Raw genomic sequence first — 12801 nt, 5'->3', positions numbered from 1 at the left:
GACAAGGTCGGCAAGGAAGGTGTCATCACGGTCGAGGAGAGCAACACCTTCGGCCTGGAGCTTGAGCTCACCGAGGGCATGCGCTTCGACAAGGGGTATCTCGCCCCGCTCTTCATCACCGACGCCGACCGGCTCGAAGCGGTCCTGGACGACCCGTATGTCCTCCTGGTGAGTGGCAAGGTCTCCGCCAACAGAGAGGTGCTGCCCCTGCTCGACAAGGTCGTCCAAGCCGGTGGCCCGCTGCTGGTCATCGCCGAGGAGATGGAAGGCGAAGCCCTCGCCACCCTGATCGTCAACAAGATGAAGGGGATCTTCCGCTCGGTGGCGGTCAAGGCTCCGGGTTTCGGTGACCGGCGCAAGGCCATGCTCGGTGACATCGCCACCCTGACCGGTGGTCAGGTCATCGCCGAGGAGGTCGGCCTCAAGCTGGAGTCCGCCACTCTCGACCTGCTGGGCCGCGCCCGTAAGGTCGTGGTGACCAAGGACGAGACCACGATCGTGGACGGCGCGGGTGACGCCGACCAGATCGCCGGGCGGGTCAACGAGATTCGGGCGGAGATCGACCGTACCGATTCCGACTACGACCGGGAGAAGCTGCAGGAGCGGCTGGCCAAGCTGGCCGGTGGCGTGGCGGTCATCAAGGCCGGTGCGGCGACCGAGGTCGAGCTGAAGGAGCGTAAGCACCGGATCGAGGACGCCGTGCGTAACGCGAAGGCGGCCGTCGAGGAGGGCATCGTGCCCGGCGGTGGTGTGGCGCTGCTGCAGGCCGGTACCAAGGCGTTCGACAAGCTGGAGCTGTCGGGCGATGAGGCGACCGGCGCGGCGATCGTGAAGAAGGCGCTGGAGGAGCCGCTGAAGCAGATCGCGGTCAACGCCGGTCTCGAGGGCGGCGTCGTGGTCGAGCGCGTGCGCAACCTCACCCCGGGTGAGGGCCTGAACGCGGCGACCGGCGAGTACGTCAACATGTTCGACGCGGGCATCCTCGACCCGGCCAAGGTCACCCGCTCGGCGCTGCAGAACGCCGCCTCCATCGCGGCGCTGTTCCTGACCACCGAGGCCGTCATCGCCGAGAAGCCGGAGAAGAACCCGGTCACTCCGAGCGGCGGGGAGATGGACTTCTGATGCGCGCCTACGGAATCACCTACGACACCGGCTTCACCTCCGCCGGATCCACCACCCACGAGCCCTTCGACCCCGGCACCGTCCGCCGGGAGATGCGGATCATCCACGACGACCTGGGCTGCGACGCCGTACGCATCACCGGAGGCGTCCAGGACCGCCTGGAAACCGCAGCCCGGCACGCTGCGGAAGCGGGCCTGGAGATCTGGTACTCGCCGTTCACCAACGGCCTGACCCAGGACGAACTGCTGGCGTTCCTGCTGGACGCGGCCGAGCGAGCCGAATGCCTGCGCCGGGCAGGAGCGCGAGTCGTCCTGCTCACCGGCTCCGAGATCAGCCTGTTCACCAGCGGCTTCCTGCCCGGAGACACGCTGGAGGAGCGCCTGGGCCTGTTCACCGACCCCGAGCGCATGCGCGCCGCCCTGCCCGCCCTGCACAGCGCCATCAACGCCTTCTTCAAGGAGGCCATGGCCGGCGTGCGCGAACGTTTCGGCGGCCAGGTCGGCTACGCCTCGCTCCCCTTCGAAGGGGTCGACTGGACACCGTTCGACATCATCGCGACCGACGCCGGATACCGCGACGCGACCACGCCACCCGGCTGGCTGGAGGGCCTGCGGGCGCAGGTCGCGCAGGGCAAGCCGTTCGCCGTCACCGAGTTCGGCTGCGCCACCCACCGGGGAGCCGCCGCGCTGGGCGGCCGCGGCGACTCCATCGTCGAGTACGACGCTCACGCCCGCCCCCGCCTGCACACCCAGGTCATCAGAGACGAGGACGAGCAGACGCGATACGTGCTGGAACTTCTCACCCTTTACGAGGAAGCGGGGGTGGACGCGGCGTTCGTCAACACGTTCGCCAACCGGCACCTGCCTCACTCCGATGACCCGGAGCGCGACCTCGACACCGCCGCCTTCGGAATCGTCAAGATCCTGGAGCACGGCCGTACCGGCGCCGCCTACCCAGAACTCCCATGGGACCCCAAATCCGCTTTCCACGCCCTGGCCGACTACGGACGCGTACGACATAAACCTTGAGACGCGAGTGAGGGCCCGCCAGGCACAGGCGGACCCTCACCGGAGTTGCCGTCAGTGCTCGACGGGGTTGTCCGACCGGGCGGGAAGGATCAGGGCGGCGATGACCACGGCCACGGACAGCACCGCGCCGATGATGAAGGCCAGTCGCATGCCGTCGAGAAGGGCGACGTTCTCCGCGATTCCTCCGGCCTTCAGCGAATCGGCCCGCGCGCTCATCACGGTGATCACGAGCGCGGTGCCGATGGCCGCGGAGACCTGCTGCAGCGTGCTCAGGATCGAACTGCCGTGGGAGTACAGATGCGAGGGAACCGCGCCGAGCCCGAGGGTGAACACCGGAGTGAACAGAGCCGCCAGGCTCACCATGAGCAGAGCGTGCAGTCCGAGAATCTGCCAGAACGGCATGGTCATGGTGACCTGGGTGAACCCGACCAGCGCCAGCATGATCCCGATAGAGCCAGGAATGACCAGCACCCGCCCACCGAACTTGTCGAACAGCCGCCCCACAGTCGGACCGAGCAACCCCATGGCGAGACCACCAGGCATCACCAGAAGCCCGGTCTCCAGAGGGCTGAGCCCGCGGATGGTCTGCAGATACAGCGGCAGCAGGATCATCGAGCCGAGCATCGACATGAAGGCGACCGACATCAGAATCAGCGCGACGGTGTACGTGCGGTGGCGCAGCGTACGCAGGTCCATCAGCGGCGTCCCGCGCTTCTGCAGCGACATCTGACGAAGAACGAAGGCCCCGATCAGGAGCAGCCCGACGCCCACGATCGCGGCGGCCGTCCCCGGCGAGCCGCCCTCGAACCGGCTGAGGCCGTAGACGAACCCGCCGAACCCGGCGGCGGCGGTCACCACGCTCAGCCAGTCGATCGTGCTGAACTTCGGCTCCCCGACGTTCTTGAGCTGCTTCAGCCCGCCCCACGTGATCAGCGCAGCGATGGGAAGCACGACGATGAACAGCATCCGCCAGTTCCCGAACTGAAGAATCAGACCCGACACCGCCGGCCCCATGGCAGGCGCGACCGAGATGGCGAGGGAAAGATTCCCCATCACCCGGCCCCGGTCAGAAGCGGGCACGACCTGCATCAGCGTGGTCATGAGCAGCGGCATCATCACCGCGGTGCCGGATGCCTGGACGATCCGGGCACCCAGCAGCACCTCGAACGTCGGCGCTGCGGCGGCCAACGCCGTGCCGAGAAGGAACAAACCCATCGCCGTGGTGTACGCACTGCGCGTGGACACGCGCTGCAGGAACCATCCGGTGATCGGGATAACCGCGGCCATGGTCAACATAAAGGCGGTCGAGAGCCATTGGGCGGTCTGCTCAGTGATGTGCAGAGCCTCCATGAGCTGCGGGATCGCATTGATCATGATCGTCTCATTGAGGATGACCACGAACGTGGCGAGCACCAGCAGCCGGATCACGGCCGGGGTACGACCTGCGACGACGCCGGTCGTGGGCTTGGCGGGTGAGTCGAGCTGTGGACTGGACACGGAACCTCGATCTTGATTGTCGGTAATGACGTGGTCACGGCCGGCATCCCAGCCTTGGGTCTCACAAGAAGTTGTGGTCATGCAAAGACTGACCGGCACCACCGACAAAACTCATCGCCCCCGCTCAACATTCCGGGAAGAGACATGAAATGTCACCCGGTTTTCCCCCGAAAGACGATCACCAAATCACCCCGCTAAGCCCCAAATAGCCGCCTGACCAGCACGAACACCCACCCAAGGCCCTCCTGGCGCCCACGGGGGGTGATTCTCGACTCCTGAGACCTCCTCGGCGAAGAGCCCGCCATGTCGTGTCAGCGGCCGCGTCAGGACGGCGACCACCCGGTATCAGGGCACTTGGCGATGCTTTGAAGCACCGCAAGACCGCAAAGCCCAACAGATCCGAAGGAGCACACCATCATGTCTGTCACCCTCACCGACCAGGACAAGGCCACCCTGCGCACCGCCGCCTACGGCGCTGTCTCGCTGATCGCCGCCGCCGACGTCGCCGGCTCGCCCCACAAGGCCGCCACCCAGGGCTCCATCGCCCTGTCCTCCGCGACCGGCCTGATCGGGCACGTCCTAGCCGCGAAGAGCAAGGACATCAACGTGACCGGCAAGACGGTCGCCGAACTGGCCGACCGGGTGCTGCCCGCCCTGACGGCAGCCGTCGCCCTGCTCAAGCAGCAGGACCCGGCCGAGGCCGGCAACTACCGCGACACCGTGATCGTCGCCATCGAGGCGGCCGCCCGTACCCACCAGGCCCAGCCCAGCCCCACCGTCGCCGACATGATCCGCAAGATCACCGAAGCCCTCGACGCCGCCTGACCTGACACAACAGATTCGAAAGGAGCACCACCATGACCACCACCCACGACACCCGCCCCGAACTGCAGAAGGCCATCCAGGAGTTCGTCGACGCCGGCCTGGCCGCCGGAGTGCAACTGCGAGTGAACGACGAGCAGGGAGAATGGGTCGGCAGCGCCGGCGTGCGCGAACTCGGCCAGACCGCCAAGCCGGCGACGGACGGACTGTTCCGGATCGGCAGCACCACCAAGACCTTCACCGCGACCCTGGTCCTGCAATTGGTGGCCGAAGGCCGGATCGAACTGGACACCCCGGTAGACGACCACCTGCCCGAATACGGGCTGGACCGGCGAATCACGGTCCGGATGCTGCTGCAGCACACCAGCGGCGTGTTCAACTTCACCGGCGAGTACTACGAGGACGGCACCTTCGCGCCGGGAATCCCCGGACTCGGCAAGGAATGGGTGGAAGACAACCAGTTCCACACCTACAAGCCTGAGGAGCTGGTACGGCTGGCGCTGTCCAAGCCGGCCCGGTTCGAGCCGGGAACTGCCTGGAGCTACTCCAACACCAACTACGTGCTGGCCCGCCTCCTGGTCGAGAAGATCACCGGCGGCACGTTCGCGGACGAGATGGCGGCACGGATCCTGCGCCCACTCGCCCTGTCAGGCACAGTGCTCCCGGAGTCCTCCCCGGACATCCCCGAGCCGCACGCCCACGGCTACTACCGCTACCAGGACGGCGAAGAGTGGAAGACCGCCGACACCACCAGCTTCAACCCCTCCTGGATCTCCGCCGCCGGTGACATGATCTCGACCACCAAGGACCTCCACACGTTCTTCTCCGCCCTGAACTCCGGCAAGCTCCTGCCCGCCCCGCTCCTGGCCGAGATGCGCAAGCCCGACCCCACGATCGGCTACGGCCTGGGGGTGTTCGTGGAGACCACCGAGGACGGCGTCACCCTCCTGCACCACAACGGCGGCTTCTGGGGCTGGGCCGCGATCATGTACAGCACCCCGGACGGCAGCAAGACCATGACCGCCTCGGTGACCACCGGCGAAGCCGAACTCGACATGGTCGCCCTGTCCGGGGCATTCGAGAAGGTGAAGCAGCAACTCGTCAAGGCGGTCTTCAGTGACGAGCAGACCGAGCCCACCAAGTAACAAGACCTTCCACCGAACGCCGGCAGCGGCACCGTCGGCCAGAGCACCCCCACCCGCTCTGGCCGACAACGCCGCCTTCACCGGCTGTGAAGTTCAGGAGCGCTAGGCAGGCTGGCTCGGCCCACGAGCACGTAACCATCCTCATTTCCCCGTACACCACATTCACATGGCGTGACGATGTCGGTGGTGGCTCAGGTGGAGGCCTTCCAGGAGTCGGTGAGCCAAGCCAGGTCCGCTTCGTGACGCTCGCGGGCGAGACGCTCCCGTTCGAAGAGGGCTTCTGTCTTGGTCAGAACCAGGGTGTACGGCCGGCCCTGGCGTCTGGTCTCATGACGGACGGGCAACTCCGCGTCATCTATTCGAGTGTGGACATGCCTGCGCTTGTCCTTGGCGAGCGGCCAGTCGAGAGCGCGCCGTTCAGGATGCCGGAGGAACGTGCCGAGTACTTCGCACAGCTCGCACGCGCATCCGGTGGGCAGCTCGATCGACCAGTCGCCTGGCACACGCTGGGGTTGCGCCAACCATGTGCGGAGCCGTTCAGCACAGATGACGGCCAGGTCGCCGAAGCCCGCCTGGTGCGTCGCGGCGGCGCGCAGCGTGGCCATCGTCAGCACGTGCGCTCGATCACCGGCCGTCCGCGCGAGCCTGTGGGCGTCCTGCAGTACGCCAGTCGATCCCAGTTGGGCCGCGGCGGCGATGATCCCGGCGCATGACGCCCCCAAAGAGGTCAGCCAGGCGCTGTGCCGGGAGGTGAGGGGGCCGTCGAGCGCCGGACCGACCTGGCCCGCGATCATCGTCCACGACAGATCGACGATACGGCGGGCGGCTGTGACGGACGCGCTCCCCTCGGCCGAAAGCGCAGTACACAGCCGTGGGAGATTCTCAAACCAGTCCAGCGGCGCCTGGGCGAGGCCGTAGGAACCGGGCCGCCAGCTCGCGGCCCAGTCGTGCAGCAGAGCGTCGGTCCAGGTGTCGCCGTAGTGCGCCGCCAGGCGGGCGAACGCCAGGCCGTGTCCGGGAGTCAGCCGCTCCAGCGCGAACGGCCGCAGCAGCATGGCGGCGATCTGCGCGTCATCCAGTTCCCTGGCTGCTTCCAGCGCTTGGCGGAGAAGTTCGGTCTGGTCGGTGTAACGGCCTGCGGCGTGCCAGAAGGACTCCAGCGAACGCGCCGCCTCATGGGCTTCCGCGATCTTCCCGGCGCGGGCCATCGCAGTGAGTTCGTCCAGCGCCCATCCCGGAGACGCCTCGGCACGGCTGGCGAAGCCCTGGTTTCGTGGCCAAATGACTAGCGCGGCTCGCCGGTACCACCGGTCCAAGGTGTTGCCGTAGTTACCCATGTAACCCTCGTACTCCGAGGAGTAGGGCGTCCTGTCGGCAGTCGGGGTCGTCGAGGCCACCTCGGCATCGCTGAGATCCAGTGAGATGTCCACGAGCAGCCCTGTTTCCGGGCTGATCCAGTGAGCGAGCGTGGTCAAGGTCTCGATCAGATCCTGAAGAACGTACTGCCTGTCGTCCGCGCTGCCCGAGTCCTCCTCGTCGGGTTCTTCGTCCTCGTCATCGCCATACCACGCATCCTCGTCCTCATCGGGATCGTAGGCGTCCCAGGTCTCCTGGATTTCTGCCAGAGCCAGGGTGATCTCGCAACCCGCCTGCTCCGCCGCGGCCCGCACCAGGGCGGCCCGCGAGGCGTCGGAGCCCTTCAACCGGGACCAGCTCAGCCCGCGGGCGGTGTACTCATGGTCGAGAAGGTACGCCAGCCGCGTCGGCGGATCGCCCCTGCGATGGCTGTACGGCAGGACGACCGGGGTGGTGAAGTGCGTGCGAAGGCAGGCCGCGAGATCACCGACCAGCGGATGCCCGGCCGCCGCGTCCTGGCTGTTGCCCGTCAAGAGCAGGTTGTAGGTCAGGGTGACGCGGTTGCCCGTCTTGACGGGAAGAACCTGGTGCCGGCAGTCGGCGTAGAGGGCCACCAGCGAAAGGGCGTTCTTCAGCCCCCGGTATTTCCTGGTCTGGCCCTGATGCTCGACGACGAGCTCGCCACCGGTGTGCGCGGACGGCAGCGTCACCACCAAGGTCGCGACCATGGCGTCGTCCTTCTCGGAGTCCTGATGTGCGACAAAGAACTGCCCGGTCTCGTACAGGAGCATGGAGTGCAACTCCGGCGTGAGCCCGCAGTGCGGCGGCAACCCCAGCTCTTGGCGCATGTCATCGAGGACGGTCACGAACGCGTCCGTCCACTCGACGCACACCAGCTCCTTGGGAATCTCCCAGCTGTCGCGGACCTCCGGGTCGGTCAGCGTCTGCTCGCCGCGCCCGAACCGCGCGCGACGGCCGAGCCCGCGCAACTGGACGGCCTGCTCATCGGGAACGGGAAACCGCAGCCGGCCGATCCCATCTACCACCACCGACATCTCGGACTTCGCAAGCTTCCGATAGACGCTGGACGCGGCCGGCGCCGCCGACGCATCCAGTAACTCGGCCAGTCGGTCACGAGCCATGCCGGGCACGGGGTCCCCCTTCTCTCTGTCGCGGAACCCAAGCTACTGCGTGGGGGAGCGCCCCAATGGGCCTTCCAGAACGTCGTCCGCGCGGCACTCTTGCCCGGTACGCACCTTGGTCAGCGGGACCTCCAACTGATCAGGGGGGCAGGCGGCGCGCGAGCCGTTCGGCGTTGAGCGCGCGAATGGCGTCGTCCACGGCTCGCCGGTCGGTGAGGTCGACGCCCTGATCAGTGAGAGCGGCGGCGATCTGCTTGGCGGGACCCCAGGAGGTGTCGTCATCGAACGCCTGGGCGAACTCGGGAAGGTGGGCGTCGACGGCGTCGACGACCGGGGTGATCCATCGGGGATCGACGCCGCGCTGATCGAGGGCATAGGCCAACCACTTGCGCAGAACGTCAGGAAGGGCTGTGCGATGCGGATCGGCGCGGCGGGAGGAGCGAACGACGGACCGGTTTGCTGCTGGTGGCCTTGCGGCGGCCGCGGCTCTTGGGCGTGCTCCAGTCCACCACACCCCGGCGACCGCGCCGCATTCTGACCGGGGCGGTCAGATGGGTCGCGTGGTCGGAGAATGACGGCCACTCGTCGCGATAACCGTGGCCTATGTGCAGCCGAACCAGTCGGGTGCAGCGCCGGCGAGTCCGGAGTCCGGCAATGCGACGCCGGCCTTGCTGAGGCGTTCGGTGAGCGTTTGTGCTCGCTGGTGGGCGCGTACCGCGTTCGAGGAGCGCCTGGCGGCGGCCATCGATGCCGACGCGGGCGCTTCCCGTCGACGCAGCCGTGCCCAGCAGGGTCAGGTCAACTGTGTCGGAAGTCCGCGTCGGCTTGACAGGGCACATCCAGCCACTCGCGCAGCACGAATACGAGGTGACAACTGTCACGCTCATTGGAGGACAACGGTGAATCTCATCCCCCGACTCTCGACCCGGCGCCAGCGCCTGATCCCGGCATCGGACGGCCAAGCGGCACGACCGCGCCGCAGGTGGCTCGGCTCGGCGGCACGCCGCCGAGCCACCCTCGTCGCGAGCGCCGCGGCGGCGGTGATCCTCAGTGCCGGCCTCGCCGCATCCACTGCCACCGCGGCACAGGCGAACGTCTCGGTGGGTATCAAGAGCTTCAGGTGTGTCAGCTACACGCCCAACGACGGAGAGTTCCACTGCACGGCCAGATGGATCGGCGGTCGCCCACCCTTCACGATCACCTGGAAGTCCAACCTCCCGCTCGGCATCGAGACCGACGAGGCCAACCGCTGGAGCCAGGCCGATGGGACCTGCAGCCGCAGAGGCGCAACCTTCGCCATGTTCACTGTGACGGACGCCGATGGCGACAGCGCCTCGGCACAGGCGAACAACATCTGCCCGAAGTCACCACGCTGACGCCGACATACCAGAGAGACGGCGGCTCCATACCGGATCGCCGTGACCCAGGGCCCCGTTGAACGGGGCCGACCGGAAGATCGCGGACCCGGTACAGGAGCCGGATCAGGGGCAGGGTCACCATCGGGCCGGGTAACGTCGTCACACAGTCTGGTGGTCGTCTACTGGCGCGAAGACCCATCTCTAGTGGGCTGGCCGCAGCGTGCACCGACTGCGAATTGATGATGCCGGTGACAGGGGCACCGGCATGCGCGGACACGCAGGATACGGCGCAACTCATCCCGGATCGGCTGAAAGACCCCGGCCCTGGCCCAGCCGGCGAGGAACCCGAACACGTAGGCGATCTAATCGAGCGGCTCGGCCGAGAAACGATAGCCGTCCACCGGTTCTGCTTGGTGCGCTCATCTACAGACTCAGCGGGTCGGCGATCCGCGTGCACCGCTCCTCTCGTTCCTGATCGAGGCCAGGATCCGGTGGATGATGTAGGAGACACCAGCTCGACGCTGTGGCGGGCCAGCGGGAGGCCACCCGGCGCCGCTACTTCGGCTGCTTGGGGGCGTACACGTGCACGATCACACCGGAGGGCAGCGGCGTGCTGCGTACGTACTCCAGGTGTGTGGTGTCGATGCCGTCAAGCACCCGCTGGCCGCTGCCGGCGATGACCGGGTGCACCCAGAAGTGGTACTCGTCCACCAGGCCGAACAAGGCCCGGTCCAGTTCGCCGGTGCCGAACTTCAGCAGGTGCCCGCCGTCCTCCTTCTTCAGTCGCGCCACCGCCTCCGCGACGTCTCCCTCGATGACGGTGGCGTTCCAGCCGGCCTCGGTCAGTGTCCTGGAGGCGACGTGCTTGGGCAGCTTGTTGATGGTGTCGGCGTAGTCGCCGCCGTCCTCGGCCGTCGGCCAGTAGCCCGCGAATCCCTCGAACGTCTCCCGGCCCAGCAGCAGCGCGCTCGCGCCGAAGAGCAGGTCGCCGTTGTAGGCGATGTAGTCCTCGTCGATGTAGCCCATGCTCCAGACGTCCAGGCCGTCGATGACCCCGTCCAGCGTGATGAACGTCGACTCGATCAGCTTCCTCATCGTCTTCATCCCTTCGGTGTTTTCTTGGCGATGAGGAAACCCTCGTGCAGGCCCATTACCGGCTTCTTACCGCTTCCTTTAGGGGTCGGCCAAGCTGCTGCGAGATGCGTCAGCCCGCCCTATGAGCAGGCTGATGGGTGAGGGCGGGCTGGGCGCCTGTATCCGCAGGTGTGGTGATGCGCGCAGGGTCGCGCCCCCGGCCCGCAAGGCACGCCTGTACGACAGCCTGGGCTACTACCCCCGGCAAACAAAAAGTCCTGGTCAGCTCCAGAGCCGACCAGGACCACATAGGCGAATCGAGTGTGTCCGAGGGGCGACGGGCACTGGTACCCAATACGCTGACCTGCAAGGACTTCCGGCACACATGGCTTGCCAGGACTACTCGCGCATATTGCTCGACTGACGCTCGCGGTAGACATTCGTGGGACAGACGTACGGCCTGCCGAAGGTTACCGCGCTATGCGCGGGCATGCAGAGAAGACCCTGCCGCCTCCCCGCGACTCCATCGGCTCGGAAGCCATGATCCCGCACGGTGAGCCCCCGGAAAGCGCGAAATAGCACACCGGAGGAGCGGTCTGTTGCAAATACGTCTCAGGCCCGGCAACGCGTTCGTCCAGAGACGTACAATAAGGGCAGGGCTTCGGCTGGAGGTGCCATTGACCATGTCGCCCAGAAGTGAATACTGGATCTATCGATGGATAGACGAGTACGAGATTCAAGATCGGAAGGATGTCGCGCGCCTGTTTAACTTCCCCGGTTCTGTTGCGCGGCTCGCAGAATTGGCAAGGGAAGCTCAAACACATTGGCAGGACTCGGCTGATCCTCCGGCCGCATCGGTCCTCGCAGGAGCTGGGATCGATCTCGCAGGCAGTCTTACATGTAGCGACTATGAATGCCAAAAGAAAGCCATCGATAGCGCTTACGGTCGAATTTGGCACTACTTTGATCATATAGTTGTTGAGGGTTATAATCCAAAGCTGTTTCTTCAGCGCCTTGCGGCACTACCGAAGCGTCGCCACGCGGAGCTGGTTTATGACATTGGCAACGATGTCCAGACGCTATTGTATCTACGCTCAATAGGAGCGGAAAAGTATCTCGTCTTCCGGTCAAAGCCGTATGCGTTCTGCAATCATCACTTTACCGTCCATGCTGAAGAGTTCGGCTTGGACGTGTTTCTCGATGAGGACTCGATCGGTGCCGTGGTTTCCAGGCTGGCAAACGAAGCGGAGATTACTTCTGATTGGCACAAGGGTGTGTGGCGCTACTGGATAGAGCATCCCTTCTTTGCTGAGCCTGCCTCGGGCTCTATTGTTCGCGCCAAAAAGAAGAAACCCACGTCCGAGGAGTTTGTGGCCCGAACCTTCGTCGAATACTCGACGGCTCTCGTGGCCGACGTAGCCTGCGCAAATAATCTTGGGGTCCCTCTCGCTCGGGCAGTTACGGCGTCATGGATGAAGCCTTCGGCTTCTGTCGGGGGATCGAGTGATGGAGAGGTGGCGCTACATCTAAATCTGCCATTCCTCGATGGGTTGGCTGCAGGTGATATTATCAAGCTGCGCGAAGACGAACAGGCTCACTTTCTCGCATTTAGATCGGCCTTGACTGCAGCGATCAAAGAACAAGTCGAGAAGGTCGATTCTGCATCGCCTCAAGAGGTGGCGCAGTCCGTAACGCGGCAGTACATAGAGCCTGCGCTGGCAAATATAGAACGGCGCCTTAAGGCCAATAATCACGTTCTAGCGGGTAAGGCTGGCACGAGTATGGCTATCAGCCTTGCTGGTGCATCAGTTGGCCTCATTGGCTCGATGCCGCTCATCGTTGCGGCAGGTGTCGCCGCCCTGGGTACAGCTTTGCCTCACATGCACAAGTATTTGGAGGAGAAGCGCGATGTTCAGCTGGCCGACATGTATTTTCTTTGGAAACTAAAGAACCTCAAAGGTAGCCATTAGTTTTGCTTTGAATGGTTCAAATTGGCTGATGCTGTGCACTGTAGCGCTCGTTTGTCGCCGTGTGGTGGGGCTATCTCCCGGCCCGTGCTGCTGTGGCTCCTGCTCCAGCGCTGGCCCGATGTTGGACAATAGAGCAAGCATGTTTACCAGCATGTGGACTTGGATTACAAGCCGATATTGTTTATAGATCCGGCATCTCAGCTACACATAATCTCGCCTGATCGTCCCGTCGCCGTCGTCCCACCCGTCAGGGGAAGCAGGCCAGGGCCAGGGGGTCACGGTGGAGC

At 65.3% G+C, this 12801-nt stretch carries 10 protein-coding genes; 6 read left to right on the top strand and 4 right to left on the bottom strand.

Going from position 1 to position 12801, the window contains the following annotated elements; all coding sequences use genetic code 11:
- Together groEL and ACFWY5_RS57355 are read left to right on the top strand one after the other, a co-directional pair.
- A partial coding sequence (groEL, locus tag ACFWY5_RS57360) for a chaperonin GroEL (protein WP_379640300.1) occupies positions 1-1122 on the top strand: 1122 nt, incomplete at its 5' end.
- Positions 1122-2150: a hypothetical protein gene (locus ACFWY5_RS57355; protein ID WP_379640299.1), complete on the top strand. Its 1029-nt coding sequence runs from the start codon at positions 1122-1124 to the stop codon at positions 2148-2150. The genes groEL and ACFWY5_RS57355, both read left to right, overlap by 1 nt.
- Before the next feature lie 51 nt (positions 2151-2201).
- Here ACFWY5_RS57355 and ACFWY5_RS57350 read toward each other — a convergent pair whose 3' ends face one another.
- The gene (locus ACFWY5_RS57350; protein WP_379640298.1) at positions 2202-3578 is read right to left on the bottom strand and encodes an MDR family MFS transporter; all 1377 of its coding nucleotides are present in this window, start codon (positions 3576-3578) and stop codon (positions 2202-2204) included.
- 486 nt (positions 3579-4064) lie between these two features.
- On the opposite strand from ACFWY5_RS57350, the gene ACFWY5_RS57345 reads away from it, so the two are divergent.
- Both ACFWY5_RS57345 and ACFWY5_RS57340 read left to right on the top strand, forming a co-directional pair.
- Positions 4065-4472, top strand: coding sequence for a hypothetical protein (locus tag ACFWY5_RS57345; protein WP_379626950.1), 408 nt, complete (start codon positions 4065-4067; stop codon positions 4470-4472).
- Positions 4473-4504: 32 nt separating this feature from the next.
- The gene (locus ACFWY5_RS57340; RefSeq protein ID WP_379640297.1) at positions 4505-5614 is read left to right on the top strand and encodes a serine hydrolase domain-containing protein; all 1110 of its coding nucleotides are present in this window, start codon (positions 4505-4507) and stop codon (positions 5612-5614) included.
- A 191-nt stretch (positions 5615-5805) separates the two neighbouring features.
- On the opposite strand, the gene ACFWY5_RS57335 is transcribed toward ACFWY5_RS57340, so the two are convergent.
- Both ACFWY5_RS57335 and ACFWY5_RS57330 read right to left on the bottom strand, forming a co-directional pair.
- The gene (locus ACFWY5_RS57335) at positions 5806-8112 is read right to left on the bottom strand and encodes a 2OG-Fe(II) oxygenase (RefSeq protein ID WP_379640301.1); all 2307 of its coding nucleotides are present in this window, start codon (positions 8110-8112) and stop codon (positions 5806-5808) included.
- A 139-nt stretch (positions 8113-8251) separates the two neighbouring features.
- Positions 8252-8494 (bottom strand): hypothetical protein, encoded by a 243-nt coding sequence (locus tag ACFWY5_RS57330; RefSeq protein WP_379640296.1) that lies wholly within the window; start codon positions 8492-8494, stop codon positions 8252-8254.
- 517 nt (positions 8495-9011) lie between these two features.
- Here ACFWY5_RS57330 and ACFWY5_RS57325 point away from each other — a divergent pair.
- Positions 9012-9488 (top strand): hypothetical protein, encoded by a 477-nt coding sequence (locus ACFWY5_RS57325; RefSeq protein WP_379640295.1) that lies wholly within the window; start codon positions 9012-9014, stop codon positions 9486-9488.
- 537 nt (positions 9489-10025) lie between these two features.
- Here the strand turns inward: ACFWY5_RS57325 and ACFWY5_RS57320 are convergent.
- Complete coding sequence (locus tag ACFWY5_RS57320) at positions 10026-10565, bottom strand: dihydrofolate reductase family protein (protein WP_379626958.1); 540 nt, start codon at positions 10563-10565, stop codon at positions 10026-10028.
- A gap of 662 nt (positions 10566-11227) precedes the next feature.
- Here ACFWY5_RS57320 and ACFWY5_RS57315 point away from each other — a divergent pair.
- Complete coding sequence (locus ACFWY5_RS57315) at positions 11228-12514, top strand: hypothetical protein (protein WP_379640294.1); 1287 nt, start codon at positions 11228-11230, stop codon at positions 12512-12514.
- The last annotated feature ends 287 nt before the right edge of the window (positions 12515-12801 follow it).

It is taken from the genome of Nonomuraea sp. NPDC059007 (assembly GCF_042740555.1).
Lineage (GTDB): Bacteria > Actinomycetota > Actinomycetes > Streptosporangiales > Streptosporangiaceae > Nonomuraea.
This window is presented reverse-complemented; position numbering and strand designations above follow the sequence as displayed.

Coding starts and splice junctions, on each gene's coding strand:
- ACFWY5_RS57335 (WP_379640301.1), bottom strand. CDS start 8,112: ATGGCTCGTGACCGACTGGCCGAGTTACTGGATGCGTCGGCGGCGCCG.
- ACFWY5_RS57315 (WP_379640294.1), top strand. CDS start 11,228: ATGTCGCCCAGAAGTGAATACTGGATCTATCGATGGATAGACGAGTAC.
- ACFWY5_RS57355 (WP_379640299.1), top strand. CDS start 1,122: ATGCGCGCCTACGGAATCACCTACGACACCGGCTTCACCTCCGCCGGA.
- ACFWY5_RS57340 (WP_379640297.1), top strand. CDS start 4,505: ATGACCACCACCCACGACACCCGCCCCGAACTGCAGAAGGCCATCCAG.
- ACFWY5_RS57320 (WP_379626958.1), bottom strand. CDS start 10,565: ATGAGGAAGCTGATCGAGTCGACGTTCATCACGCTGGACGGGGTCATC.
- ACFWY5_RS57345 (WP_379626950.1), top strand. CDS start 4,065: ATGTCTGTCACCCTCACCGACCAGGACAAGGCCACCCTGCGCACCGCC.